Here is a 25,827-nt window from a genome sequence, read left to right on the forward strand (position 1 = left end):
TCATGACCAATCTCTTGCTCTACCAACGTATTGCTCAACAACTGGCCGAAGACATCCGGCGTGGCGTCTATCAGCCAGGCGAGCGCGTGCCCTCGGTGCGCAAGATGAGTTCGCAGCTCAACGTCAGCCATGCGACGGTGTTGCAGGCGTATGCCAACCTCGAAGATCAGGGGCTGATCCGTGCGCGACCGCAGTCCGGCTATTACGTACACCAGACACCGGCCCTGACCGCGCCGACCCCGGACATCGCCCGGGTCGAGCGGCCCGGTCTGGTCACCCGCAGCAGCATCATCCAGCAGGTGTTGGTCGAGTCGCGCCGTGAAGGCGTGTTTCCGTTGGGCGCGGCGGTGCCGAGCGTTGATTACCTGCCGGTGCGCGCCCTGCACCAGCAGTTGGCCAAAGTCACCCGATTCCACAGCCCTCGGGCGTTCAGCTACATGTTCAGCCCCGGGTTCGAGCCGCTGCGCCGCCAGGTGGCGATCCGCATGCGCGATGCCGGTGTGGTGGTCGACCCTTCGGAAGTGGTGATCACCCACGGCTGTGTCGATGCCTTGCAGATGTCGCTGCGAGTGCTGACCCGTCCGGGCGACCTGATCGCCGCCGAATCACCGACCTATTACGGTCTGCTGCAACTGGCCGACCTGCTGGGCCTCAAGGTTATCGAAATTCCCAGTGATCCCGCCACCGGCATGAGCCTCGAAGCCCTGCAACTGGCGGCCAACCAATGGTCGATCAAGGCGTTGGTGTTGACCACGCGCCTGAGCAATCCGCTGGGCGGCACCATGCCCGAAGAGCGGCAGAAGCAACTGCTGCGCCTGGCGTCGGATTTCGATATTCAGATCGTCGAAGACGACATCTATGGCGAACTGATGTTCGAGCAGGGCCGGACCAAGGCGCTCAAGGCTTACGACCGGCTGGACCGGGTGATCTACTGTTCAAGCTTTTCCAAAACCCTTTCTCCGGGTGTGCGGATCGGCTGGATGATCGCCGGCAAATATCAGCAGGAAATCCAGCGCCTGCAGACGTTCAGCACCCACTCGGCGTGCAGCGTCACGCAGATGGCGATTGCCGCCTATCTGGAAAACGGTGGGTATGACCGGCATTTGCGCTACATCCGCCAGGAATACCGGAAAAACCTCAGCGCCTTCCAGTTGGCGGTGCAGCAGTACTTCCCTGAAGGTACACAGATGACCCGGCCCACCGGTGGATTCATTCTGTGGGTGAGTCTGCCGGGGCGGGTCAACACTCAGGAGTTGCACGTCCGCGCCCTGCAGCAGGGCATCAGCATTGCGCCGGGGCTGATTTTCAGTAACACCGAGCAGTTCAACCATTGCATCCGGATGAACTGCGGAATCCCGTGGAATCGCGAAGCCGAGCGTACCTTGATGACCCTCGGACTGTTGGCGACGCAACTCTGTCAGGAAACGGCCGGGTTTCTCTGACGGGTAGGCGGAGCTTGTCATGTGACGCCCGACAGGCGAGCATATGGCCCTCTGCCGTTAGCGTCGTTGGGTTCATGAAAGCGATTTTTCCTGCCGCCTGGGTTTTCGTCTGCCTGCTGTTGTTGGGTCACGCGCCAGGCGTCGTGGCGGCCGGCGCACCTGAAAAGCCGCCAGCGGCCAGCACCGCGAAAAAACCGGCAACCTCTAAACCGGCGGCTGCGGCGAAGAAAGCACCGCCGAAGAAAGCCGCACCGGTAAAAAAACGCGCCCCGATCGCCTCCAAGTCGAAACCGGCCAGCGAAGTGGTGAAAACCCAGCTGCCGCCCGCCAAGCTGGATCTGAGCCTGCCCAAGGACATGGTTCAACAGTTGAAGCCGGTCGGCACCGTCCCGCTGACACGGCATGAGCCGATCCTGCCGCAGATGTTTGGCGAGAAGAACAGCGGATTCCAGCTCAACGGCCGTCTGCTCAGCAACGAAATGCAGTTGCAACTGCGCAACGAAGAGCGTCGCGAAGTCGAAGGCGCCGCGCTGGATTTCGAATTCAAACAGTAAATCGTCGCTCCCCGGTGACCCGCCAACCAGACGCTTTGTCGGAGACTGGTCAGTCACTTTCGTTTCTGCGTAAAAACCCCGGTGCAGGGAATTTAAAACAGCCGTTTTAGCGGTTACCCTGTTCCGCGTCTCTTTAATGCATTGCCCGTCGCGAGGAACTCGACGTCATGAAATGCCGTGAAGGCTGTGGCGCCTGTTGCATAGCCCCTTCCATCAGTTCGCCGATTCCGGGCATGCCCGACGGCAAGCCGGCCGGCGAACGTTGCGTTCAGCTGTCGGTCGAAAACCTGTGCAGCATTTTCGGCCAACCGGACCGTCCGGCGGTCTGCTCCGGGTTTGCGGCTGATGTGGAAGTCTGCGGAAGCAGTCAGGAAGACGCGATCAGATTGCTCGGCTGGTGGGAGCAAATGACGGCGGCGTGATGTGTCAAACGAACGGAACTTCAACAATAAGGAATAAGACTATGGGTTCGCTGCATCGTATCGCTGTGTTGTGTGGTTTGACCGCTGTGCTGGCCACCACGGCCGCCCAGGCCGAAGACTGGAAAGTCGCCAAGGAAGCGGACGGGATCAAAGTCTCCCTGGCTGAAGTACCAGGTTCGGATTACAAGTCGTATCAGGGCGTGACCCTGATGAAGACCACCGTTGCCAAATTGCGCGCCTTGCAGGAAGACGTCTCCGGTGCCTGCGCCTGGATCCACGAGTGCAAGACCCAGAAACTGCTCAAGCACGAAGGCGACCAGAGCTGGACCTACACCCAGTTCAACACGCCTTGGCCGGTGACCCCGCGTGACTCGATCCTGCACGTCACCACCGTCGAAGGCGCCGATGGCAGCCTGACCCGGAATCTGGAAGGCGTGCCGAAGTACATGCCAGAAGAAAAAGGTTTTGTCCGGGTTGCCCAGGTCAAGGGTTTCTGGAAGTTCGAACCGCAGGGCGACCAGGTCAAAGTGACTTATCAAGTTCACACTGAGCCGGGTGGCAGCGTGCCGTCGATGATTGCCAACAAGTTTGTCGTCGATGCTCCGTTCAATACGCTCAAAGCCCTTAAAGAACGCGCCGAGAAATAAGCGCTGCGTTCATTGGCAAACGCCCCGATCGATTCGGGGCGTTTTGCTTTTAGGCTTAATTGTGTTTCCAGATATGCGTTGCACGAAATTTTCACAAAGTCTTAAAGACAATTCGCCCGCGCTGTTTGCTGCGTGTCCCGCTTTACCGGGCATTAGATGAAACAACCGGACAGCGGGGCAGTAATCAATGGCAATGCTGCCAGTGATCGGGCAACATTTGCGCACCGCGCAAGCCCCGGGGCCTGGAATGGCCAACAGAGGGCAGGGCGCAGCTGTTTTTCTGCAATTTCAACTTCCAATGGGTCCTAAAACGACATGGCAAACCCGGACGCCCTGAATCAGCAGCGATCTTCCAGTCGCCTGCTGCAACCGACCGTCAAATCGCATCTGGCCTACACGCTGCTGTGCGCGCTGGTCATGATGGTGATGTTTTCCGTGCTGCGCCTCGCGCTGCTGGTCTACAACCGCGAGATGATCCTCGACACCCCGGCTTCGACCTTCCTCGAAGCCTTCGCCAACGGCCTGCGGTTCGACCTGCGCCTGGTGGTCTACGTCTGCATTCCGCTGCTGCTGGCGCTGTTCAGCGCGCGGGCGATGGCGGCACGCGGATTCTTCCGTCTGTGGCTGACCGTGGCTTCGAGCATCGCGCTGTTCCTTGGCCTGATGGAGATGGACTTCTACCGCGAGTTCCACCAGCGCCTCAACGGCCTGGTGTTCCAGTACGTGAAGGAAGACCCGAAAACCGTAATGAGCATGCTCTGGTACGGTTTCCCGGTGGTGCGCTACCTGCTGGCCTGGGCCGTGGGCACGCTGATCCTGACCCTGGCGTTCAAGGGCGCCGACCGCGCCACGCGCCCGCGCGGCCCGTTCAGCGGTGGTAACGTCGGCACCCGTCAGGTTGCGCCGTGGTACGCGCGTCTGGCGGTATTCGTGGTCTGCCTGTTGATCTGCGTGGTCGCCGCCCGTGGCACCTTGCGTCAAGGCCCGCCACTGCGTTGGGGTGACGTGTACACCACCGAGTCGAACTTCGCCAACCAGCTCGGCCTCAACGGCACGCTGTCGCTGATCGCGGCAGCCAAGGACCGGATGGGCGAAGACCGCAACAACATCTGGAAAGCCACCCTCGATCAGCCGCTGGCCCAGCAGACCGTGCGGGACATGCTGCTGACCCCGAGCGACAAACTGGTCGATGCCGATATCGCCGCGATTCGCCGTGAATACACGCCGAATGCCGACAAGACCCTGCCGATCAAGAACGTGGTCGTGATCCTGATGGAAAGCTTCGCCGGCCACTCGGTGGGCGCGCTGGGCCGTCCGGGCAACATCACTCCGTACTTCGACCAGTTGTCGAAAGAAGGCCTGCTGTTCGACCGCTTCTTCTCCAACGGCACCCATACCCACCAGGGCATGTTCGCCACCATGGCCTGCTTCCCGAACCTGCCGGGCTTCGAATACCTGATGCAGACCCCGGAAGGCAGCCACAAGTTGTCCGGCCTGCCGCAACTGCTCAGTGCTCGCGACTATGACGATGTGTATGTCTACAACGGTGATTTTGCCTGGGACAACCAGTCGGGCTTCTTCAGCAACCAGGGCATGACCAACTTCGTCGGCCGTAACGACTTCGTCAATCCGGTGTTCTCCGACCCGACGTGGGGCGTGTCCGACCAGGACATGTTCAACCGTGGCCTGGAAGAGTTGAAAGCGCGCGATGGCAAGGACAAGAAGCCGTTCTATGCCTTGTTGCAAACCCTGTCCAACCACACGCCGTATGCCTTGCCGACGCCTTTGCCGGTCGAGCGCGTGACCGACCGTGGCACCCTCAACGAACACCTGACGGCCATGCGTTACTCCGATTGGGCGTTGGGTCAGTTCTTCGAGAAGGCGCGCAAGGAGCCGTACTTCAAGGAAACCCTGTTCGTGGTAGTGGGTGACCATGGTTTCGGCAACGAACAGCAGATCACCGAGATGGACCTGGGCCGCTTCAACGTGCCGATGCTGATGATCGCGCCGGGCATTCAGGAGAAGTTCGGTCAGCGTGACCACACCGTCGGCACCCAGATCGACATCGTGCCGACCATCATGGGTCGCGTCGGTGGCGACGTGGTGCATCAGTGCTGGGGTCGCGACCTGCTGAACCTGCCGGAAGGCGACAAGGGTTTCGGCATGATCAAACCTTCGGGCAGTGATCAGACCGTGGCCCTGGTGACTGCCGACCGCGTACTGGTACTGCCCAAGGAAATGCCGCCAAAGCTCTATCAATACGAGCTGGGCGCCAATCCGAAAGGCGAAGTGATTCCGGCCTCGCCGGATGAAGCCGCGCTCAAGCAGAAGCTTGAATCGTTCATCCAGACCGCGACCAAGAGTCTGATGGACAACACCGCCGGTGTCGTTAACGGCAAGCCGGACTGATTAACCGGCACAATAAAAAAGAGGCCCTTTCAAGGGCCTCTTTTTTTGTCGGTAAAACGTCATATCCGACCGAGTAACAACAGCACCAACAGTACAACCAGCACCACGCCGATAATGCCCGAGGGGCCATAACCCCAACTTCTGGAGTGCGGGAAGACCGGCAGACCACCGATCAGCAACAGGATCAGGATAATGATGAGAATTGTGCCCATGTCTTGTTTCCTTGTTGAGAGTGTTCGGGAAAGTCTTGGTGTCGAGGGCGACTGGAGTTGAACTAAATCCAGACGGCTTACAAATTCCGACCCGTGCCGATGAAAGAAAATTCAAAGTTTTTTCAGGGTATTTGGAGCGAGGGCTTATTTCGTTTTTACCGATCATCAAGAGCAAAAGAACAGCGGCTCGTTGCTGTTGGTTTGCCCTTGCCATTCAGCAATCTGATGGAGCGTGGGTCGCTGCGGATCCTTCGCTACACTCCGCGCATCTTCCCCGGAACAACAAGGCTGTCTGCTATGCAAAATCGCATGATGATCACTGGTGCAGGCTCTGGCCTGGGTCGCGAAATCGCGCTGCGCTGGGCGCGTGAGGGCTGGCGGCTGGCCTTGTCGGATGTCAGCGAACCCGGCTTGCAGGAAACCCTGACGCTGGTGCGCGAAGCAGGCGGTGACGGCTTCATCCAGCGCTGCGATGTGCGTGATTACAGCCAGCTCACCGCGTTCGCCCAGGCGTGCGAAGAGAAGTTCGGCGGCATCGATATCATCGTCAACAACGCCGGGGTGGCGTCGGGTGGCTTCTTCAGCGAGTTGTCGCTGGAGGACTGGGACTGGCAGATCGCGATTAACCTGATGGGCGTGGTCAAGGGCTGCAAGGCGTTCCTGCCGCTGCTGGAGCAGAGTCGGGGCAAGATCATCAACATCGCGTCCATGGCGGCGCTGATGCAAGGTCCGGCGATGAGCAACTACAACGTGGCCAAGGCCGGCGTGGTGGCGCTGTCGGAAAGCCTGTTGATCGAACTGGCCCAGCAGGAAGTCGGCGTGCATGTGGTTTGCCCGTCGTTCTTCCAGACCAATCTGCTGGACTCCTTCCGTGGCCCGACCCCGGCGATGAAAGCCCAGGTCGGCAAGTTGCTGGAAAGCTCGCCGATCAGCGCCGCCGACATTGCCGACTATATCTACCAGCAGGTCGCTGCCGGCGAGTTCATGATCCTGCCCCATGAACAAGGGCGCATGGCGTGGGCGATCAAGCAGAAAAACCCGCAATTGCTGTACGACGAAATGACTGCCATGGCCGAGAAAATGCGCGCCAAGGCCAAGCAAAGCAACGGCTGAGCTTGCCGCCTGGATGACGCATCGTTAGGGTGGCCCGCAACGGTTACCCTGACGAGACCTCTGCATGCTCAACTACCTCTGGTTTTTCCTCGCCGCGCTGTTCGAAATCGCCGGCTGCTTCGCCTTCTGGATGTGGCTGCGCCAGGGCAAGAGCGCTGTGTGGGTGATCCCGGCATTGCTCAGCCTGACCCTGTTCGCCGTGCTGCTGACCCGCGTCGAAGCGGCTTACGCCGGCCGCGCCTACGCCGCGTATGGCGGCATCTACATCATCGCCTCGATTGGCTGGCTGGCCGTGGTCGAACGCATTCGGCCGCTGGGTTCGGACTGGATCGGCGTGGCGTTGTGCGTGATCGGCGCCAGCGTGATTCTGTTCGGGCCGAAGTTCTCGGCGGCCTGACGGCGGGAAGGATTTGCCGGATTTGCAGGAAATTTCCGAAGGCTGGCGAGTCCGCTGCTGTAGGGCATGACTGAATTGCCCACAGCGCATTGTCGAGCGGCCCCGGGCCGCGCATCTTCAAGGCTCGCAAACCTTGAAGGACGAACCCAATGCTTGTACTCAGCCGTGTTGTCGGTGAATTGATTTCCATCGGCGACAACATTTCCCTGCGCGTTCTGGCGGTCAACGGCACCAGCGTGCGGTTCGGGATCGAGGCGCCGGAGCAGGTCAACGTGCACCGCGCCGAAGTCTACGAACGGATACAGCGCAAACAGGCCAACGCCAAGGGCCGCTGAGCGCGGTCAGTCGAACAGGTGCTTGGGTACGTCGTGCTTGAGCATCAACTGGCACTGCTCGCTTTCCGGGTCGAAGACGATCATCGCCTGACCCTTGATCAACGCCTGGCGAACCCGCAGCACGCGGGTTTCCAGCGGGGTGTCGTCACCGTTGTCGGTGCCGTCGCGGGTGACGAAATCCTCGATCAGGCGGGTGAGGGTGTCGACTTCGAGTTGGTCGTGGGGGATGAGCATGGGCACCTCGGCTAAATCAATGTCGGGATGCTACGGCGAATGATCGATGGCGACCAGTGCGCGATTGCTCCGTTGTCTGTTCCGGCCTCTTCGCGGGCAAGCCCGGCTCCCCCAAGGATGGCGGTATTCCTGTGGGAGCCAGACACCACAGTCTTCAGCTGTCCGACCGCTGCCCGACCAGACTGTCCACCGAGGGCACCCGGGTATCGCTTTCCATCTGCGTCTCGTGCTCGATCTGATGACTGAAGCGATCCAGGGAGGCATTGGCCGGTTGCGCATCGCTGGCGAACACCGGCGGACTGAGGATGTACGCACCGAGCAGGCGACTGAGCGCCGCGAGGCTGTCGATGTGGGTACGCTCGTAACCGTGGGTGGCATCGCAGCCGAAGGCGAGCAGGGCGGTGCGGATGTCATGCCCGGCGGTCACTGCCGAATGGGCGTCGCTGAAGTAGTAGCGGAACAGGTCGCGGCGCACCGGCAACTCATTGTCACTGGCCAGGCGCAGCAGATGCCGCGACAGGTGATAGTCGTAGGGCCCGCCGGAATCCTGCATAGCCACGCTGACGGCGTGTTCGCTGGAATGCTGACCCGGCGCCACCGGGGCGATATCGATACCGACGAATTCGCTGACGTCCCACGGCAGGGCGGCCGCCGCGCCGCTGCCGGTTTCCTCGGTGATGGTGAACAGCGGATGGCAGTCGATCATCAGTTCTTCGCCACTGTCGACGATGGCCTTGAGCGAGGCGAGCAGGGCGGCGACCCCGGCCTTGTCGTCCAGATGTCGGGCGCTGATGTGGCCGCTTTCGGTGAACTCCGGCAGCGGATCGAACGCCACCACGTCACCGACACTGATGCCCAGTGAGTCGCAGTCGGCCTTGGTCGCGCAGTAGGCGTCCAGACGCAGTTCGACGTGATCCCAGCTGATCGGCATTTCGTCCACGGCGGTGTTGAACGCATGCCCGGAAGCCATCAGCGGCAACACGCTGCCGCGGATCACGCCGTTGTCGGTGAACAGGCTGACCCGGCTGCCTTCGGCAAACCGGCTCGACCAGCAACCGACGGGCGCCAGGGTCAGTCGGCCGTTGTCCTTCACCGCGCGCACGGCGGCGCCGATGGTGTCCAGGTGCGCCGACACCGCGCGGTCGGGGCTGTTTTTCTTGCCCTTGAGGGTGGCGCGGATGGTGCCGCGCCGGGTCATTTCGAAGGGAATGCCGAGTTCTTCCAGACGCTCGGCGACGTAGCGCACGATGGTGTCGGTGAATCCGGTCGGGCTGGGGATGGCGAGCATTTCCAGCAGGACTTTTTGTAGGTACTTCAGATCCGGTTCGGGAATTCGGGTGGTCATAGGGAACTCCTGATGGGGAGACAGGTAGCGTTTGTGGTGCCTGGGGGGCGACGAAGACGTCCGCCCAGGCACCGCGAGATCAGGAAACCGCCGGCTGACTGTGCGGAAACAACAAGTCGACAAAGCGTTCGGCGGTCGGCTGCGGCTCATGGTTGGCGAGGCCCGCCCGTTCGTTGGCTTCGATGAACACGTAATCCGCCTGGTCCGCCGCCGGCACCATCAGGTCGAGGCCGACCATTGGAATATCCAGCGCCCGCGCCGCCCTTACGGCTGCGTCGATCAGTGTCGGATGGAGAATCGCCGTGACATCTTCCAGGGTGCCGCCTGTATGCAGATTGGCCGTGCGCCGCACGAACAGATGTTCGCCGGCCGGCAGGATGCTGCTGTAGTCGTAACCGGCCGCATGCAAGGTGCGCTGGGTTTCGTGATCCAGCGGAATCTTGCTTTCGCCACCGGTGGCGGCTTGTCGGCGCCGACTCTGCGCTTCGATCAGCGCGCCGACCGAATGCTGGCCGTCGCCGACCACTTCCGCCGGGCGCCGGATCGCCGCCGCCACGACTTCGAAGCCGATCACCAGAATCCGCAGATCGAGTCCTTCATGAAAACTCTCCAGCAGCACCCGGCTGTCGAACTGTTTCGCCGCCTCAATGGCCTGCTGCACCTCTTCGATGCTTTGCAGATCCACCGCCACGCCCTGACCCTGTTCACCGTCCAGCGGCTTGACCACTACGCGCGAGTGCTCGTCGAGAAATGCCAGATTGTCATCGGCATTCCCCGCCAACTGCTGTGAAGGCAGCTTCAGGCCGGCGGCTTTCAATGCCTTGTGGGTCAGGCTTTTGTCCTGGCACAGGGTCATGCTGATGGCGCTGGTCAGATCGCTCAGGGATTCGCGGCAGCGCACCCGCCGCCCGCCGTGACTGAGGGTAAACAGCCCGGCATCGGCGTCATCGACCTGTACGTCGATCCCGCGCCGGTGGGCCTCCTCGACGATGATCCGCGCATACGGATTGAAGTGCGCCTCCGGCCCCGGGCCGAGAAACAGCGGCTGGTTGATGCCGTTCTTGCGCTTGATGGCGAAGGTCGAGAGGTTGCGAAAACCGAGTTTGGCGTAGAGGTTCTTCGCCTGGCGGTTGTCGTGCAGCACCGACAGATCGAGGTAGCTCAGGCCACGGCTCATGAAGTGTTCGATCAGGTGGCGTACCAGCACTTCGCCGACGCCGGGACGCGAGCATTGCGGATCGACGGCCAGACACCACAGGCTGCTGCCGTTTTCCGGGTCGTTGTAGGCCTTGTGGTGATTGAGGCCCATGACGCTGCCGATCAACGCGCCGCTGTCCTCGTCCTCGGCCAGCCAGTACACCGGCCCGCCCTGATGATGCGGAGTGAGCCGCGTGGCATCGATCGGCAGCATGCCGCGTGCCTGATACAAGTGGTTGATCGCCTGCCAGTCCGCTTCGCTTTGTGCCCGGCGGATACGGAAGCCGCGAAACACCCGCGTCGCCTGGCGATAATCGCTGAACCACAGGCGCAGGGTGTCGGAAGGATCGAGAAACAGTTGAGTCGGTTCGAGGCCGAGAATCTGCTGCGGCGCGGCGACGTAAAGGGCGATGTCGCGCTCCCCTGGCTGCTCGTTGAGCAGTTCCCCGGCGAGGCTCGCCGGGTCCGGAAAGGTATGGCCGATCAGCAGCCGGCCCCAGCCGCAATGCACGGCAATGGGGGCGCTGGCCGGTTCGCTGCCGTCCTCGGCCAGACGTGCCTGCAAGCGTTCATAGGACGGCGTCTGGCCGCGCAACAGGCGTTGGCTGTAAGCCGTGGCGTGGGGTTTCATCGATCAGATTCCTTGTTCGCTGAGCCACAGGTTCAGGGCCGCCAGTTGCCACAGCTTGGAACCGCGCAACGGCGTCAGTTGGCCTTGTGGATCGGTCAGCAGGCGGTCGAGCATCGCCGGGTTGAACAGGCCGCGATCCTGGCTCGGATCAAGCAGCAGCTCGCGCACCCAGTTCAGCGTGTCACCCTGCAAGTGCTTGAGGCCGGGCACCGGGAAGTAGCCTTTCTTGCGGTCGATCACTTCGCTTGGAATCACCCGTCGCGCGGCTTCTTTCAATACCTGTTTGCCGCCATCGGGCAGCTTGAACCGGCCGGGGATCCTTGCCGACAGTTCCACCAGTCGGTAGTCGAGAAACGGCGTGCGCGCTTCCAGACCCCAGGCCATGGTCATGTTGTCGACGCGTTTGACCGGGTCGTCCACCAGCATCACCGTGCTGTCCAGGCGCAGGGCCTTGTCCACGGCGGCGTCAGCACCGGGTTGTGCGAAATGTTCCTTCACGAAGTCGCCGGCAGCGTCATTTGCCGTCAGCCATTTCGGTTGTACCGTGGCGGCGTAATCGTCGTAGCTGCGGTCGAAAAACGCCTCGCGATAGGCCGCATGAGGGTCGGCCGCGCCGTCCACTTGCGGATACCAGTGATAACCGGCGAACAACTCGTCCGCGCCCTGGCCGCTCTGCACGACCTTGCAGTGTTTGGCCACTTCCCGTGACAACAGATAGAAGGCGATGCAGTCGTGGCTGACCATCGGCTCGCTCATGGCGCGGAACGCGGCGGGCAGTTGCTCGATGATTTCTTTTTCGTCGATACGCAGTTGATGGTGGCGGGTGCCGTAATGCCTGGCGATCAGATCCGAATACTGGAACTCGTCGCCGCGCTCGCCGCCGGCATCCTGAAAACCGATGGAAAAGGTCGACAGATTTTCCACGCCGACTTCGCGCAGCAGGCCGACCAGCATGCTCGAGTCGACACCGCCCGAGAGCAGCACGCCGACATCCACCGCCGCCCGTTGGCGGATCGCCACCGCTTCACGGGTGCTGTCGAGCACGCGGTCGCGCCAGTCTTCGAGAGTCAGATTTTTCTCGTCATCGTGTGGGCCGTAAGGCAGCGTCCACCAGGTTTTCTGCTCGGTGCGGCCATCGGCCTCAACGCGCAGCCAAGTGGCCGGCGGCAGTTTTTCGATACCGGCCAGCAGGGTGCGCGGCGCGGGCACTACGGCGTGGAAATTCAGGTAGTGGTTGAGCGCCACCGGGTCGAGGATCGGGTTGATGTCACCGCCCTTGAGCAGCGCCGGCAGGGCCGAGGCGAAGCGCAGGCGTTGGCCGGTGCGCGACAGGTACAGCGGCTTCACGCCGAGGCGGTCGCGGGCGATGAACAGGCGCTGGGCATCGCGCTCCCAGATGGCGAAGGCAAACATGCCGTTGAGTTTGGGCAGCAGTGCTTCGCCCCAGGCGTGATAGCCCTTGAGCAGCACTTCGGTGTCGCCGCCGGAATGGAATGCATAGCCCAGCGCTTCCAGCTCGGCACGCAGTTCCGGGAAGTTGTAGATCGCGCCGTTGAAGGCCAGGGACAGGCCCAGTTGGCTGTCGATCATTGGCTGCGCCGAGCCGTCCGACAGGTCCATGATTTTCAGGCGTCGATGGCCCAGGGCAATCGGCCCCTGGGCATGAAAGCCCCACGCGTCGGGGCCACGAGGGGCCAGGTGATGGGTGATTCGTTCGATGGCTGCAAGGTCTGCAGGTTGTTGATCAAAACGTAACTCGCCAGCTAATCCGCACATAAAGTCCTTACCGGTTTTTCCGTTGGGGAGGGTGTTGCCGTACCGCGCCGAAATGGCCGGTACTCAGAAACTGACCCGGCACGGATGTGGGAGTTTTAGAACGATCCGTTATAAGAGCGCTTGTCAGACCGGCGGGCCAATAACCTGGCAGTGCGGATCGGGGGTGGTAAATAGTTACTTCAACGCCGCAGATTACTGCTCATTACGCTGTGCAACCGTGCAGGTTTTCTTGTTTTTCATCGCCGCGAAGGATCGCTAGGGTAATGGCCCCAACCTGCAATAAAGGAATATTGCCCATGTCGAGCAAGAAGGAGCCTGCGCCCCCGTCCACGCTGACATCCCGCCAGATTCTGACCGTGCTGCTGGAAGCCACCGGCGATCTGGAGACCGCTCAAGTCCTGCAAAAACGTTTGCCTGCCGGGTTGCTGAAAAGCGCCACCGGCACGCTTGAGGCGCTGGACAAGACCTCTCGCGAACTGCATGCCAGTCAATTGAAGGTCGAAGCCGAGTTGAAGGCGTTGAAGTCATTGAAGGCGTTTTGCACGGCCGAATTGAGTATTGCCCTGGCGGCCCGATGGGGCGTGGGGTTTGACGTTGAAAGAGATCATCTGGAGTTGCCGGGCGCTGCCTGCGGTTGTGCGGCAACGCCTGCTGCTGACGGCAAACCGGCGACGGTCGCACCGGCCACACGCAGTCTGCTGGACGCTGCGATGCAGAACTTCAGCGAAGAGCAAACCGGGGCTGATGGCTTTCCCGAGGGCAGCGTCGTCCGGGTTGCCAGTACACCGTCAGGGGTGCCCGGTCTGACGCCCGCCGCGTTCGCCGGATTCTGTCGGGAGCTGGATCTGGGGCAGAGATATCAGCAGCATTTTCTGCAGGTCTTCGGCCTGCGTCGCGTCGATGGCGCCGTGGTCGCAACCAGTGCGCTGACCCAGGACATCGCCACCTTGAAGCGCCAGTTGTTGCAGTTCGATCTGTACATGGCGCTGATCAAGGCGCACATCACCGAGGCCGGGTTCCGGATGGTGCAGCGGCTGATCGAGGCCGGCGGCGCGGTCAGCGACAAGACGCTGCATTACGAAGGGCGGCCCTGGATCATGCAGGGCATCCAGTTGCTCGGCAGTTGTGTGTGGGGCGCCGTGGTGTTTTCCGAGCGTTCGGTCGAGGCGTTCCCGCAAGAGAAATGCCTGGTGTACATGGCCAATGAGCCTTATCAGCCCCTGTACGAATTTCCCAGCTTCAAGGCCTGTGTTGAATACCTGAGTTTCAGGCTGGGGATCGACAGTTACCGGCAGTATTTCACCCATTGCCTCGATGAAGACGACAAGGCGGATTTCTTCAAGACGTTCGCTGAGCGTCGCAGCCTGGGTCAGGTCAAGCCGTTGTCGCTGAGCGAGCCGCTGTTCGATTTCATGCTCAAGAGCCATGTTGGCAAATTGCAGCGGGATGCTCGCGTGCTCGCGGTGCCCACTGCCGACGTGGATGAGGACGCGCGGGAAAAACGCCTGAGCGCCTACCTGGAAATCGGCCTGACGGTCGCCAACGTCGCGGGGCTGTTCGTTCCGGTGCTCGGTGAATTGATGATGGGCGTTGCCATCGGCCAGTTGCTCGGCGAGGTTTATGAAGGCGTCGAGGACTGGAGTCACGGCGACCAGCGCGAAGCGCTGTCGCACCTGCTCAGCGTCGCGGAAAACATTGTGCTGATGGTGGTAACCGGGGTCGGCCAGAATGCCCTGAAGACTTTGGCAATCAGAACCGCGCGCAAGCATCCGGAGTTTTTCCGACCGTTCACCGCCATTCTCAACCGCAGCGGCGAGGACCGGTTGTGGAAACCGGAGCTGGATGCCTACCAGTTGGCGCCCGAGGCCGCCGGAACTCTTGCCGTTGGCGGCAAGATCTGGATCCGGATCGACTATCACGCTTACCTGGTGGAACTGAATCCGCATACCCGGACCTGGCACATCCAGCATCCGAGGCGAGCGCAGGCTTATGCCCCGAAGGTCGAACTCAACGCCTTGGGCGGCTGGCGCCATCAAGCCGAGTCCAGCGAACACTGGACCGGTGCTTACACGCTCAAGCGCATCGACCCGCGCTTGCAGGACATTGATGACGGGCGCCTGGACATGGTGCGTCGCCTGACTGACATCCGTTTTGACGAGTTGCACCGTTTGAGCGATGACAATCTGCCGCTGCCCGCGCGTCTGTCCGATGCGCTGGAGCGTCTGCGGATCGAACGCCGGTTGCGGGAGTTCATCACCGAGATGGAGCGCGGCGAGGTGACCGGCAATACCTATGCGCAGGAGCAATTGCACACTTTGCCGAAGTTGCCTTGCTGGCCGGTCGATCGTTATCTCAAGGTGGTGGATGCGCAGGGCCGGATCACGGCGACTTATCCACCCACTGCCATCGATGACGACACCTTGAGTGTCATTGTCAGTCAGGCGCAGCTCGCCAACGGCGAATTGCTCCAGACCGTGATTGACGGTCTGTATCCCAAAGAGCTGGAAGCGCTGCTTGGGGAGGAGGCGGCTAACAATCAACCCGTCCTGCTGGCGAAGAAAATCGGCGAAACGGTCAAGGCCGATCGGCGCGGGTTGTTCGAACACCTGTATCAGCGTTACGACCAGAGCACCGTCGCGGACGTGGCCACCGTGCGTGGCGTCTATCCGCAGGTGCCGGTGCGCTACGCCCACGAACTGCTCAAACAGGCGTCCAGTGTCGAGCGTTTGCGTCTGCGGGCCACCGGCCGCGTGCCCATGGAGCTGGCGCAGAAAGTCCGCGAGGCGTCGGCCGCTGTCCGTGTCGACCGCGCGTTGAGCGGCTTTTATCTCACCGACGTCAGTAATCCCGATACGGAAAAACTGGCCGTCCAATTGCTGCCCCAACTGAGTGGCTGGGACACGAGCGTACATCTGGAGGTGCGAGCGCAGACCCTCAAGGGCAGCTTGCTGGAGTCGGTTGGCACGAAGGTCGCCAGCTCGGCGAACCCCCGCACCCTGGTCAGACTCAAGCAGGGTTATGAGGCATTCGGCAGCGACGGTAAGTCGTTGGGGCAATTCGAGTCAGGCCCCGACAGCTTTTACCAGGCCTTGCTCAAAACCTTGTCCGCCGATCAGCGCAAGGCACTGGGTTTTGCCGAGTCAAAGACTGATGACGCCTGGCGGTTAAGACGCCAGTTGCTCGACCGGGGGCTTGATGAACGGGAGGGGTGTGCGCGAATCCTGGCCGGTGGCAAGTTCGAGCGTGCTGTCCCTGAACCGGGCTGCACACAGGCCGACCCGCCTGCGGGATCGAAACACTCGCGTGCGTTGCTGCTCAAGCTGCGCAAACTCTATCCACGACTGTCCAGTCAGCAGGCCAGTGAATTGCTCGACAGCCTGGGCAACGACCACCTTGCCCGGGCCACCCGCGTCAAACAGCTGCGAACGGATCTGGGCCGCCTGCGCGAAGCGCTGGAAGACTGGGCCGGGGACGAGGCAGGCGTGAAAGAGGCCGGGGGCGTGTCGAGCGAAGTGCGCGAGAGTCGGCGAACCGTGGCTGCGGTGATCGAGGACAGCTTTCGGCGCATGGTATTTGCCCCCGACGAATTTCGCCGTCCGGTGCATGCATTGAAACTGGATGGCATGCGTGTCGGCAAGTTGCCGGTGCTGCCGGTCGGGCTCAACTTTGATCATGTGAAGCGCTTGTCACTCAAGGACATAGCGCTGGGCAATGACGTCGCCTATTTCCTCAAGGCCTTCAAGCAGGCGGAGTCCGTGGAACTCAACAAGAACCGGCTCACCCTGCTGCCGGAAGTGCTTTCGCACATGCCCGGCCTCAGGCAATTGAGCCTGGCCTCCAACCAGCTCAAGCTGAACGAGCAGACCCTGGCCAAACTGTCGAACCTGCGCACCCTGCAAGCCCTGAACCTGAGTGACAACCATCTGGGGGCGACGCCGGATGTCAGCAAAATGTTCGATCTGGTTTACCTCTCGTTGCGCAATACCCGCGCCACCGAGTTGCCCAAAGGGCTTGAGCGCCTGCCCAACCTGGATCGTGTGGATATGCGTGGCAACGACATTCAGGAACTGCCCGAGTGGTTGTTCGAGGCCGAGAAAAGCTTCAGCGAAACCCTCAACCTGCGCGACAACCCGTTGTCACGCTCCAGTAGCGTCCAGCTGGAAAGTTATCGCGATCGCGTCGGGGTCGGCATGGGGTTCGTGGAAAACGACAACGCGCGTCTCGACGAGCAATCGGCACGGGCGCTCTGGTTGCCCGAAACCGGTGGCGAGGTCGGTGAGCAGCGCTTGAAGATCTGGACGGCACTCAAGGACGATCCGGGCGCCGACGGGCTGTTTCATTTGCTGGCCGAACTGGGCAACACCGCCGATTCCGATCAGGTACGTGAGGATCTGACGACCCGTGTCTGGGAGGTTCTGCAGCACACCGAGGCCGATACCGCACTGCGCGAGCAGGTTTTCGATGTGGCCGCCAACCCGATCAACTGCACGGACTCCGCCGCCATGAACTTCAGTCATCTGGAGCTTGCGGTGCAGATTCGTAAGGTGACCGGGGCCGAGGGCGCTTCGACGGCGTCGCTGCTGGAACTGGGCCGTGGGTTGTTCCGCCTCGAACAGCTGGATGCCATCGCCGCCGAGCAGGCGCGGAAAAATCCGGCGCGCGATCCTCTGGAAGTCAGCCTGGCGTATCGGACGGGGCTGGCGGAGTCGCTGAATCTGCCGGGGCAACCGCGACACATGCGCTACGCCTCATTGGGCGGGGTCACCGCTGCGGATCTGGACACGGCTGCCCTGCGGGTCACGACGGCCGAGCTGAGTCCGGCATGGCACGAGTTCCTGGCGCGCCAGCCGTTCTGGATCAACCACCTGCAAGGCGTGTATGCGCGGGAGTTCAGCGAGGCCCGCGCGCCTCATCAGTTGAGGATCCAGACACTGTTCGACAAGGCGGGCAGCTACAGCTCCGCCGACTACTTGCGGCAGATGAACGAATACGCGGCCAGCCAGGCAGAGTCGGAAAACACCCTGGTCAAACAGATCACTGACCGGGTTCAGCGTCTGATTGACCTGGGGATTTGCGTGCTGCCCGAGGCTGTATCGGTGTAGTCATTTACCCCTGATCAACCGGCGCAGGGCGAACCGGTTGGGATGGCAGGCTTCGGCAACGCTTCGGGGCAGGGGCAGCGGTTCGTTGTCCAGCCAGGCAGCGAGCAGTTCGCCGGACAGCGGCGCGGTGATCAAGCCGCGCGAACCGTGGCCGCTGTTGACGTACAGACCCTCGAACCACGGGCACGGGATGTCCGGCACTTGCCGGGCGTCCTTGCCCAGCGCGGCGTAGGCCTGGGTGAAGGCTTCGCGGTCGGCGAGGGGGCCGACGATTGGCAGGTAGTCGGGGCTGGTGCAGCGGAAGGCTGCGCGTCCCTGCAACTGTTCGGCGGGTTGTTCGCTGAGGTTCAGGCGCGCGACCAGATCGCTGGAAATCTCTTCGAGCATCGCCAGGTTGCCCAGGTGTTCGGCGGTGGTCGGGGTCAGGTCGTCGCTGTTGAAGTCGAAGCTGGCGCCGAGCGTGTGCTCACCCAAACGGGCAGGCGCCACGTAGCCTTCGGCGCAGACCACCGTTGCCAGTGCCTGGCTCTGCGCGGTTTGCGCCAGTCGGGTGATCTGCCCACGGATGCGCTTGAGGGGCAGTTCGGCGCTCTGGGCAAAGCGCTTGATCTCGGCTGCACCGGCCAGCACCACCACCGGCGCGCTGGCGAGCAGTCGGTCACCGTCGAAGGCTTGCCAGTGATCATCGACCTTACGCAATTGCAGCACGTCGTGATGCTTGAGCAATTGGACATTGTCTCGGCTGGCCTGGGCCTGACACAGCGCCGGCGGGTGCACCCAGCCACCCTCGGGGTAAAACAGACCGCCGTGCGCCAGGCCGACACCGGCGCGAGCCTGCGCCTGGGGCTGATCGAGCCATTGCAACAGATCCTCCGGGAACGCCGCCGCCAGTTGTGCCTGACGTTCGGCTTCCTTGTGGTTGAACGCCAGTTGCAGCACGCCGCAGTCGTCCCAGTCGGTGCCACGCTGCAGGGTTTCCAGTAGACGCCGGGTGTAACCGAAACCGCTGACGATCAACTGCGACAACGCGGTGCCGTGGGCCGAAAGTTTCAGATACAGCACGCCTTGCGGGTTGCCCGAGGCTTCTTGCGCGACGGCGTCATGGCGTTCCAGCAGACTGACCTGCCAACCCCGCGCCGCGAGACTGGCGGCGCTGGCGCAACCGGCCAGGCCGGCGCCGATCACCAGCGCATGACGCTCACCGGACACCGGGGCCGGACGGGCGAACCAGGGTTTGTCCGGCGGCGGTGGCGCAACGCCCTCGGGCCAGCCGAGAAATTCGCCGCGCAGAATCTCCCATTTGTGGCCGATGCCCGGCGTGCGTTTCATCTTGAAGCCGGCGGCATTGAGCAAGCGCCGCACCCAACCGGTGCTGGTGAAGGTGCTGATGGTCGAACCCGGCGCCGCCAACCGCGCCAGTTCGGCGAACAGTTCGGCGGTCCACATCTCGGGGTTTTTCGCCGGGGCGAAACCGTCGAGAAACCAGGCGTCGATCTGCGCATCCAGTTGCGGCAATTGCTCCAGCGCATCGCCGATCAACAGCGTCAGTGTCACCCGGCCATGATCCAGCACGATGCGCTGGAAACCCTGATGAATCGCCACGTAATGCTTGAGCAACTGATCGGCCTGAGCCTTGAGTGGTGGCCACAGGGCCAGCGCCCGTTGCAGGTCGGCAGGGCTCAGCGGGTATTTTTCGACACTGACGAAATGCAGCCGCGCACCGGCCGGGGCGTGTTGTTCGAACAACTGCCAGGCGCAGAGAAAATTCAACCCGGTGCCGAAGCCGGTTTCGCCGATCACCAGACGCCCGTGTGCTGGCAGCGCGGCAAAACGTTCGGCCAGGCGATTCTGTTCGAGGAACACGTAACGGGTTTCATCCAGGCCCGACTGATCGGAAAAATACACATCGTCGAACACTCGCGAACGCGGGCGTCCCAGGTCATCCCAGTCGAGTTGGGCGTGGGGCAGTACAGGTTTCATGGCAGGCTCGGCAACGACAAGGCGGCCATTCTAGCCGATAGCGCGGGCGCTGCTTGATCCATGGCAAGCCTTGCGCTCGCCGGGTCGAAGACAATCCGCAACCCGCGGGAATTTCTCTGCCGCGCCTGTGCCCAATCCGCTAGTCTTGCTGAATTCTGGAAGGAGCCGTCCCATGTTCGAATCCGCTGAAATCGGTCACGCCATCGACAAAGAAACCTACGATGCGGCGGTGCCCGCATTACGCGAAGCGTTGCTCGAGGCGCAGTTCGAGTTGCAGCAGCAGAAGCGTTTCCCGGTGATCATTCTGATCAACGGCATCGAAGGCGCCGGCAAGGGTGAGACGGTAAAACTGCTCAACGAATGGATGGACCCCCGACTGATCGAAGTGCGCACCTTCGATCAGCAGAGCGACGAAGAACTCGCGCGGCCACCGGCCTGGCGTTACTGGCGGATGCTTCCGGCCAAGGGGCGAATGGGCATTTTCTTCGGCAACTGGTACAGCCAGATGCTTCAGGGGCGGGTGCATGGGTTGTTCAAGGACCCACGTCTGGATCAGTCGATCGCGGGCGCCGAGCGTCTGGAAAAGATGCTGTGCGATGAAGGCGCATTGATCTTCAAGTTCTGGTTTCACCTGTCCAAGAAGCAGATGAAGGCGCGGCTCAAGGCCCTTGCCGATGATCCGCTGCACAGCTGGCGCATCAGCCCGCTGGACTGGCAGCAGTCGGAAACCTACGACAAGTTCGTCAAGTACGGCGAGCGCGTGCTGCGCCGCACCAGCCGCGACTACGCGCCGTGGCATGTCATCGAAGGCGTGGACGCGCATTACCGCAGCCTGGCGGTCGGCAAGATTCTGCTTGAGGGGCTGCAAAACGCCTTGAAGCGCCCGGACGTGCATCCGCACGATGTCAGCGCCGCGCCGTTGGGCACCGCGGTCGATCAACTGAACCTGCTCGACAGCCTCAACCTGACCCTGAGTCTGGATAAAAGCGACTACGAAGAACAACTGATCACCGAGCAGGCGCGGCTGTCCGGGCTGATGCGTGACAAACGCATGCGCCGCCATGCGCTGGTGGCGGTGTTCGAAGGCAATGATGCGGCGGGCAAGGGCGGGGCGATCCGGCGGGTGGCGGCGGCGCTCGATCCGCGCCAGTACAGCATCGTGCCGATTGCTGCGCCGACCGAAGAAGAGCGTGCGCAACCGTATCTGTGGCGGTTCTGGCGGCACATTCCGGCCCGGGGCAAGTTCACCGTGTTTGACCGATCCTGGTATGGCCGGGTGCTGGTGGAGCGCATCGAAGGCTTTTGCAGCACCGCCGACTGGATGCGCGCCTACGGCGAAATCAACGACTTCGAGGAGCAGATCGACGATGCCGGGGTGATCGTCGTCAAGTTCTGGCTGGCGATCGACAAGGACACGCAAATGGAACGGTTCCAGGCGCGCGAGGAGATCCCGTTCAAACGCTTCAAGATCACCGAAGACGACTGGCGCAACCGCGACAAGTGGGACGACTACCGCGCGGCGGTGGGCGATATGGTCGACCGCACCAGCACCGAGATTTCGCCGTGGACTCTGGTCGAGGCCAACGACAAGCGCTGGGCGCGGGTCAAGGTGCTGCGCACGATCAACCGGGCGCTGGAGGAGGCGTTCGAGAAGTCCGACCGCAAAGCGAAGAAACACAAGGACTGAGCCGATGGACACGCATACGCGGGGTGAATGATTGTCGCGGTCGGCAATCGGGTGGACTTATGCTCGGTCCACTCTCAACCGACTACAACAATGAGGTATGCCATGCGTGAAGTGGTGATCGTCGACAGCGTGCGGACCGGCCTGGCCAAGTCCTTTCGCGGCAAGTTCAACCAGACCCGTCCCGATGACATGGCGGCTCATTGTGTCAACGCGCTGCTGACGCGCAACGACGTCGACCCGGCCAGCGTCGAGGATTGCATCGTCGGCGCCGGCTCCAACGAAGGCGCCCAGGGCTACAACATCGGGCGTAACGTGGCGGTGCTGTCGCGTTTGGGCACCGGCACCGCCGGCATGACCCTTAACCGTTTCTGCTCTTCGGGCTTGCAGGCGATTGCGATTGCCGCCAACCAGATCGCATCGGGTTGCAGCGACATCATCGTTGCCGGCGGTGTCGAGTCGATCAGCCTGACCCTCAAGAGCGTCAACACCGATCACCTGATCAACCCGTTGCTCAAACAGCAGGTGCCGGGCATTTACCACACGATGGGCCAGACCGCCGAAGTGGTGGCGCGCCGTTACGGGGTGACTCGCGAGGCCCAGGATCGTTATTCCCTGCAAAGCCAGTTGCGTACCGCACAGGCGCAGGCGGCCGGTCTGTTCGACGATGAAATCGTGCCGATGGCCGTGAAATATCGGGTCGAGGACAAGCACAGCGGCGAAGTGCAGATCCTCGACGGCATCGTCGACCACGATGATTGCAACCGCCCGGACACCACTTACGAAAGCCTTGCCGGGTTGAAACCGGTGTTCGCCGAGGACGGTTCGGTGACCGCCGGCAACTCCTCGCAGTTGTCCGACGGTGCCTCGATGACCCTGGTGATGAGCCTGGAAAAAGCCCTGCAACTGGGGCTCAAGCCGAAAGCGTTTTTCCGTGGTTTTACCGTGGCCGGTTGCGAGCCGGACGAAATGGGCATCGGCCCGGTGTTCTCGGTGCCGAAACTGCTCAAGGCCAAGGGGCTGCAAGTGGCGGACATTGATCTGTGGGAGCTGAACGAAGCGTTCGCCTCGCAGTGCCTGTACAGCCGCGACCGGCTGGAAATCGACAATGAGAAGTACAACGTCAACGGCGGCTCGATTTCCATCGGCCACCCGTTCGGCATGACCGGATCACGTCAGGTCGGGCATCTGGTGCGCGAGCTGCAGCGACGCAGTCTGCGTTACGGGATCGTGACCATGTGCGTGGGCGGCGGGATGGGGGCCAGCGGGTTGTTCGAGGCGGTGCGCTGAGGGCAAAGGCATTGGCGGTCTGTTCCGGCCTCTTCACAGACAAGCCGGCTCCCACAGGAGCAGGCGGGCTTGTCTGTGAAGAGGGCGCTGGATCTATCGGCTGGAATCCAGCATCTGCATCCGCGCTATATAGGCGCGGATTTCTTTTTCCGCGCTTTCAAGGTTGTCGAACGGCCCTTCGAGGGTGTTCTCCCGCGTGCTGAAAAACAGTTCGCCATTGACCCGGCACACCCGGTCGCTGCGAAAGTGCGTGGCGGGGGCGGTGTCCTGGGCGCGCATGCCTAACATGATCGGTCTTCCTGGTGAGTGAGGGTCCGGGTCGGATCCAATGAGCTTATGCCCGAAGCACTTGGCTCGCTCGTTCAACCGATCAACGGCAATCCGTCAATTTTTCGTTGCGACCTGCACAGTTTCATTTGCGGCCGCAGCGCAACTGTCCCTGTGTCGCGCCGATGGCTACGCCTAGAATGACTACTCTCGTCGGCAGTTTTCGGGGTTCTCATGCACATTTCGTCGGGTCGCTGGGTGTACGGCATGTTCCTGGCCTTGTTGACCGCGTTTCTCTGGGGAATCCTGCCGATCAAGCTCAAACAGGTGTTGCTGGTGATGGACCCGATCACCGTGACCTGGTTTCGCCTGACGGTGTCCGGCGGTTGCCTGTTCATTTATCTGGCGGCCACCCGCCGTCTGCCGAGCCGCAAGCAGTTGGGTCCCAAGGGCGGCTGGCTGGTGCTGATGGCGGTGCTCGGGCTGGTCGGCAACTACGTGTTGTATCTGATGGGGCTTAACCTGCTCAGCCCCGGCACCGCGCAACTGGTGGTGCAGATGGGGCCGATCATGTTGTTGATCGCCAGTCTGTTCGTGTTCAAGGAGCGTTTCAGCATCGGCCAGGGCATTGGCCTGGCGGTGCTGTTGATTGGCTTCGCGCTGTTTTTCAACCAGCGCCTGGCGGAACTGCTGACCTCGCTGTCGGATTACACCGCCGGGGTGTTGCTGGTGTTGCTCGCGTCGACGGTCTGGACGTTCTATGCGTTGGGGCAGAAGCAATTGCTGACGGTCTGGAATTCGTTGCAGGTGATGATGGTGATCTACCTGTTCTGCGCCTTGCTGCTGACGCCGTGGGTGCATCCGCTCGAAGCGCTGGAACTGAACCCGTTGCAGGGCTGGTTGTTGCTGGCGTGCTGCATGAACACCCTGATTGCCTACGGCGCGTTTGCCGAGGCACTGGCCCATTGGGAAGCGTCGCGAGTCAGCGCCACGCTGGCGATCACGCCGCTGGTGACGTTCGGCGCCGTCGCGGTGGCGGCCTGGACGTGGCCGGAATACGTGCATGCCGAGCAGATCAATGCGCTGGGCTATGGCGGGGCGGTGCTGGTGGTGCTGGGGTCGGCGCTGGTGGCGTTGGGGCCTTCGCTGATTGCCGGGCTCAAGGCGCGGCGGGCGCGGACGGTGCCTGGCTGAAATTCTTTGTCGTGCCCTTCGCGAGCAATCCCGCTCCCACGTCTTTGTGGGAGCGGGCTTGCTCGCGAAGGGTGGCTGTCAGGCGCTACAACACTCAGCCCTTGGCCCCCGGCTCGATCATGTTCTCCGGGCGCACCCAGGCATCGAACTCTTCATTGGTCAGATACCCCAGCGCCAGTGCGGACTCGCGCAGGGTCAGCCCTTCGCTGTAGGCCTTCTTGGCGATTTCCGCCGATTTGTCGTAGCCGATGTGCGGGTTCAGCGCTGTCACCAGCATCAGGCCACGTTCCAGATGTTGCGCCATGACTTCGGCATCCGGCTCCAGCCCGGCGATGCAGTGCTGGTGGAAGTTGCTGCAACCGTCACCCAGCAGGTGGATCGACTGCAGCAGGTTGTGGATGAGCACCGGTTTGAACACGTTCAACTGCAAGTGGCCCTGGCTTGCGGCGAAACCGATGGTCACGTCGTTGCCCAGCACCTGACACGCCAGCATCGACAGCGCTTCGCACTGGGTCGGGTTGACCTTGCCGGGCATGATCGAACTGCCCGGCTCGTTGGCCGGCAGCCGCACTTCGGCGAACCCGGCTCGTGGGCCGGAGCCGAGCAGACGCAGGTCGTTGGCGATTTTCATCAGCGCCACGGCGAGGGTTTTCAGGGCGCCGGAGAGGGTGGTCAGCGGTTCATGCCCGGAGAGCGCGGCGAATTTGTTCGGTGCGGTGACGAAGGGCAGGCCGGACAGCGCCGCCAGCTCGGCCGCAATCGCCTCGCCAAAACCATGGGGCGAATTCAGCCCGGTGCCGACGGCGGTGCCGCCCTGGGCCAGTTCGCACACGGCCGGCAGCGCGGCACGGATCGCCCGCTCGGCGTAATCCAGTTGGGCGATGAAGCCGGACACTTCCTGGCCGAAGGTGATCGGCGTGGCGTCCATCATGTGGGTGCGCCCGGTCTTCACCAGTTTCATGTGCCGTGCCGACAGCTCGGCGAGGCCCCCGGACAGCTCGGCGATCGCCGGCAGCAACTGGTTTTGCACCGCCTGCGCGGTGGCGATGCTCATGGCGGTGGGGAAGCAGTCGTTGGAACTCTGCGAGCGGTTGACGTGATCGTTAGGGTGCACCGGCGACTTGCCGCCACGGGCCTTGCCGGACAGTTCGTTGGCGCGACCGGCGATCACTTCGTTGACGTTCATGTTGCTCTGGGTGCCGCTGCCGGTCTGCCATACCACCAGCGGAAACTGGTCGTCGTGCTGGCCGTCGAGCACTTCGTCGGCGGCCTGTTCGATCAGGCGGGCGATGTCGGCCGGCAGATCGCCGTTGCGGTCATTGACCCGGGCGGCGGCTTTCTTGATCAGCGCCAGGGCATGCAGCACCGGCAACGGCATGCGCTCCTGGCCGATGGCGAAATTGATCAGTGAGCGTTGCGTCTGAGCGCCCCAGTAAGCTTCGTCCGGGACGTCGATTTCGCCCAGGCTGTCGGATTCTTTACGGCTCATCATGCACACTCCTGTTGGTCTGTTCGCGCAGTTTAGGCCGGGTCCGGCCCAGGTGGTTCCATCGAGCTGATTGTTGACCTGCCAGCCCCGGCAATCAAGCGCGGCAA

Annotated in this window: 20 protein-coding genes; 12 read left to right on the plus strand and 8 right to left on the minus strand. The window is 62.2% G+C overall.

The window, feature by feature from the left end:
• Positions 1–2 precede the first annotated feature (2 nt).
• The 5 genes from N8H74_RS12710 (at position 3) to N8H74_RS12730 (ending at position 5,474) form a co-directional block, all read left to right on the plus strand.
• Positions 3–1,442, plus strand: coding sequence for a PLP-dependent aminotransferase family protein (locus N8H74_RS12710; RefSeq protein WP_217830703.1), 1,440 nt, complete (start codon positions 3–5; stop codon positions 1,440–1,442).
• A gap of 74 nt (positions 1,443–1,516) precedes the next feature.
• A complete protein-coding gene (locus tag N8H74_RS12715) occupies positions 1,517–1,996 on the plus strand; it encodes a translation initiation factor 2 (protein WP_262147928.1) in 480 nt (159 codons plus the stop codon).
• 167 nt (positions 1,997–2,163) lie between these two features.
• Positions 2,164–2,418, plus strand: coding sequence for a YkgJ family cysteine cluster protein (locus N8H74_RS12720; RefSeq protein ID WP_262147930.1), 255 nt, complete (start codon positions 2,164–2,166; stop codon positions 2,416–2,418).
• A 41-nt stretch (positions 2,419–2,459) separates the two neighbouring features.
• Positions 2,460–3,065: an START domain-containing protein gene (locus N8H74_RS12725; protein ID WP_217830706.1), complete on the plus strand. Its 606-nt coding sequence runs from the start codon at positions 2,460–2,462 to the stop codon at positions 3,063–3,065.
• Positions 3,066–3,380: 315 nt separating this feature from the next.
• Positions 3,381–5,474, plus strand: coding sequence for an LTA synthase family protein (locus N8H74_RS12730; RefSeq protein WP_217830707.1), 2,094 nt, complete (start codon positions 3,381–3,383; stop codon positions 5,472–5,474).
• Between the two features lie 59 nt (positions 5,475–5,533).
• Here N8H74_RS12730 and N8H74_RS12735 read toward each other — a convergent pair whose 3' ends face one another.
• Positions 5,534–5,686: a DUF3309 family protein gene (locus tag N8H74_RS12735; RefSeq protein ID WP_003226960.1), complete on the minus strand. Its 153-nt coding sequence runs from the start codon at positions 5,684–5,686 to the stop codon at positions 5,534–5,536.
• Positions 5,687–5,983: 297 nt separating this feature from the next.
• Between N8H74_RS12735 and N8H74_RS12740 the strand changes: the two genes are divergently transcribed.
• The 3 genes from N8H74_RS12740 to csrA all read left to right on the plus strand — a co-directional run bounded on the left by N8H74_RS12740 (position 5,984) and on the right by csrA (position 7,531).
• Positions 5,984–6,799, plus strand: a complete 816-nt coding sequence (locus N8H74_RS12740) for an SDR family oxidoreductase (RefSeq protein ID WP_262147932.1) — start codon at positions 5,984–5,986, stop codon at positions 6,797–6,799.
• A gap of 64 nt (positions 6,800–6,863) precedes the next feature.
• On the plus strand, positions 6,864–7,196 hold the full coding sequence (locus tag N8H74_RS12745) for a YnfA family protein (protein ID WP_217830709.1): 333 nt from the start codon (positions 6,864–6,866) through the stop codon (positions 7,194–7,196).
• Positions 7,197–7,345: 149 nt separating this feature from the next.
• Positions 7,346–7,531, plus strand: coding sequence for a carbon storage regulator CsrA (gene csrA / locus N8H74_RS12750; protein ID WP_217830710.1), 186 nt, complete (start codon positions 7,346–7,348; stop codon positions 7,529–7,531).
• Positions 7,532–7,537: 6 nt separating this feature from the next.
• Here the strand turns inward: csrA and N8H74_RS12755 are convergent, their stop codons facing one another.
• The 4 genes from N8H74_RS12755 to N8H74_RS12770 form a co-directional block, all read right to left on the minus strand.
• The gene (locus N8H74_RS12755; RefSeq protein ID WP_217830711.1) at positions 7,538–7,765 is read right to left on the minus strand and encodes a YheU family protein; all 228 of its coding nucleotides are present in this window, start codon (positions 7,763–7,765) and stop codon (positions 7,538–7,540) included.
• Between the two features lie 154 nt (positions 7,766–7,919).
• Positions 7,920–9,110 (minus strand): osmoprotectant NAGGN system M42 family peptidase, encoded by a 1,191-nt coding sequence (locus tag N8H74_RS12760; RefSeq protein ID WP_217830712.1) that lies wholly within the window; start codon positions 9,108–9,110, stop codon positions 7,920–7,922.
• Between the two features lie 79 nt (positions 9,111–9,189).
• Complete coding sequence (gene ngg / locus N8H74_RS12765; protein WP_262147936.1) at positions 9,190–10,938, minus strand: N-acetylglutaminylglutamine synthetase; 1,749 nt, start codon at positions 10,936–10,938, stop codon at positions 9,190–9,192.
• Between the two features lie 3 nt (positions 10,939–10,941).
• Entirely contained in the window at positions 10,942–12,714 is a 1,773-nt protein-coding gene (locus N8H74_RS12770) for an N-acetylglutaminylglutamine amidotransferase (protein WP_262147938.1), read from the minus strand.
• A gap of 296 nt (positions 12,715–13,010) precedes the next feature.
• Here N8H74_RS12770 and N8H74_RS12775 point away from each other — a divergent pair, with 296 nt between their 5' ends.
• Complete coding sequence (locus tag N8H74_RS12775) at positions 13,011–17,816, plus strand: NEL-type E3 ubiquitin ligase domain-containing protein (protein ID WP_262147939.1); 4,806 nt, start codon at positions 13,011–13,013, stop codon at positions 17,814–17,816.
• Here the strand turns inward: N8H74_RS12775 and mnmC are convergent, their stop codons facing one another.
• Positions 17,817–19,796, minus strand: a complete 1,980-nt coding sequence (mnmC, locus tag N8H74_RS12780; RefSeq protein WP_262147941.1) for a bifunctional tRNA (5-methylaminomethyl-2-thiouridine)(34)-methyltransferase MnmD/FAD-dependent 5-carboxymethylaminomethyl-2-thiouridine(34) oxidoreductase MnmC — start codon at positions 19,794–19,796, stop codon at positions 17,817–17,819.
• A 172-nt stretch (positions 19,797–19,968) separates the two neighbouring features.
• Here mnmC and pap point away from each other — a divergent pair, with 172 nt between their 5' ends.
• Positions 19,969–21,483: a polyphosphate:AMP phosphotransferase gene (gene pap, locus N8H74_RS12785; protein ID WP_262147943.1), complete on the plus strand. Its 1,515-nt coding sequence runs from the start codon at positions 19,969–19,971 to the stop codon at positions 21,481–21,483.
• Between the two features lie 102 nt (positions 21,484–21,585).
• The gene (locus N8H74_RS12790; RefSeq protein WP_262147945.1) at positions 21,586–22,770 is read left to right on the plus strand and encodes a thiolase family protein; all 1,185 of its coding nucleotides are present in this window, start codon (positions 21,586–21,588) and stop codon (positions 22,768–22,770) included.
• Positions 22,771–22,863: 93 nt separating this feature from the next.
• Here N8H74_RS12790 and N8H74_RS12795 read toward each other — a convergent pair whose 3' ends face one another.
• The gene (locus N8H74_RS12795; RefSeq protein ID WP_217830719.1) at positions 22,864–23,058 is read right to left on the minus strand and encodes a DUF6316 family protein; all 195 of its coding nucleotides are present in this window, start codon (positions 23,056–23,058) and stop codon (positions 22,864–22,866) included.
• A gap of 213 nt (positions 23,059–23,271) precedes the next feature.
• Between N8H74_RS12795 and N8H74_RS12800 the strand changes: the two genes are divergently transcribed.
• Complete coding sequence (locus tag N8H74_RS12800) at positions 23,272–24,231, plus strand: DMT family transporter (protein ID WP_262147947.1); 960 nt, start codon at positions 23,272–23,274, stop codon at positions 24,229–24,231.
• A gap of 94 nt (positions 24,232–24,325) precedes the next feature.
• On the opposite strand, the gene N8H74_RS12805 is transcribed toward N8H74_RS12800, so the two are convergent.
• Positions 24,326–25,720 carry a class II fumarate hydratase gene (locus tag N8H74_RS12805; protein WP_262147949.1) on the minus strand — a complete coding sequence of 465 codons (1,395 nt, stop codon included), beginning with the start codon at positions 25,718–25,720 and terminating at the stop codon, positions 24,326–24,328.
• Positions 25,721–25,827 lie beyond the last annotated feature (107 nt).

Origin of the sequence: Pseudomonas sp. B2M1-30 (genome assembly GCF_025447575.1) — a bacterium.
Lineage (GTDB): Bacteria > Pseudomonadota > Gammaproteobacteria > Pseudomonadales > Pseudomonadaceae > Aquipseudomonas > Aquipseudomonas botevensis.

Coding starts and splice junctions, on each gene's coding strand:
- N8H74_RS12710 (WP_217830703.1), top strand. CDS start 3: ATGACCAATCTCTTGCTCTACCAACGTATTGCTCAACAACTGGCCGAA.
- N8H74_RS12715 (WP_262147928.1), top strand. CDS start 1,517: ATGAAAGCGATTTTTCCTGCCGCCTGGGTTTTCGTCTGCCTGCTGTTG.
- N8H74_RS12720 (WP_262147930.1), top strand. CDS start 2,164: ATGAAATGCCGTGAAGGCTGTGGCGCCTGTTGCATAGCCCCTTCCATC.
- N8H74_RS12725 (WP_217830706.1), top strand. CDS start 2,460: ATGGGTTCGCTGCATCGTATCGCTGTGTTGTGTGGTTTGACCGCTGTG.
- N8H74_RS12730 (WP_217830707.1), top strand. CDS start 3,381: ATGGCAAACCCGGACGCCCTGAATCAGCAGCGATCTTCCAGTCGCCTG.
- N8H74_RS12735 (WP_003226960.1), bottom strand. CDS start 5,686: ATGGGCACAATTCTCATCATTATCCTGATCCTGTTGCTGATCGGTGGT.
- N8H74_RS12740 (WP_262147932.1), top strand. CDS start 5,984: ATGCAAAATCGCATGATGATCACTGGTGCAGGCTCTGGCCTGGGTCGC.
- N8H74_RS12745 (WP_217830709.1), top strand. CDS start 6,864: ATGCTCAACTACCTCTGGTTTTTCCTCGCCGCGCTGTTCGAAATCGCC.
- csrA (WP_217830710.1), top strand. CDS start 7,346: ATGCTTGTACTCAGCCGTGTTGTCGGTGAATTGATTTCCATCGGCGAC.
- N8H74_RS12755 (WP_217830711.1), bottom strand. CDS start 7,765: ATGCTCATCCCCCACGACCAACTCGAAGTCGACACCCTCACCCGCCTG.
- N8H74_RS12760 (WP_217830712.1), bottom strand. CDS start 9,110: ATGACCACCCGAATTCCCGAACCGGATCTGAAGTACCTACAAAAAGTC.
- ngg (WP_262147936.1), bottom strand. CDS start 10,938: ATGAAACCCCACGCCACGGCTTACAGCCAACGCCTGTTGCGCGGCCAG.
- N8H74_RS12770 (WP_262147938.1), bottom strand. CDS start 12,714: ATGTGCGGATTAGCTGGCGAGTTACGTTTTGATCAACAACCTGCAGAC.
- N8H74_RS12775 (WP_262147939.1), top strand. CDS start 13,011: ATGTCGAGCAAGAAGGAGCCTGCGCCCCCGTCCACGCTGACATCCCGC.
- mnmC (WP_262147941.1), bottom strand. CDS start 19,796: ATGAAACCTGTACTGCCCCACGCCCAACTCGACTGGGATGACCTGGGA.
- pap (WP_262147943.1), top strand. CDS start 19,969: ATGTTCGAATCCGCTGAAATCGGTCACGCCATCGACAAAGAAACCTAC.
- N8H74_RS12790 (WP_262147945.1), top strand. CDS start 21,586: ATGCGTGAAGTGGTGATCGTCGACAGCGTGCGGACCGGCCTGGCCAAG.
- N8H74_RS12795 (WP_217830719.1), bottom strand. CDS start 23,058: ATGTTAGGCATGCGCGCCCAGGACACCGCCCCCGCCACGCACTTTCGC.
- N8H74_RS12800 (WP_262147947.1), top strand. CDS start 23,272: ATGCACATTTCGTCGGGTCGCTGGGTGTACGGCATGTTCCTGGCCTTG.
- N8H74_RS12805 (WP_262147949.1), bottom strand. CDS start 25,720: ATGAGCCGTAAAGAATCCGACAGCCTGGGCGAAATCGACGTCCCGGAC.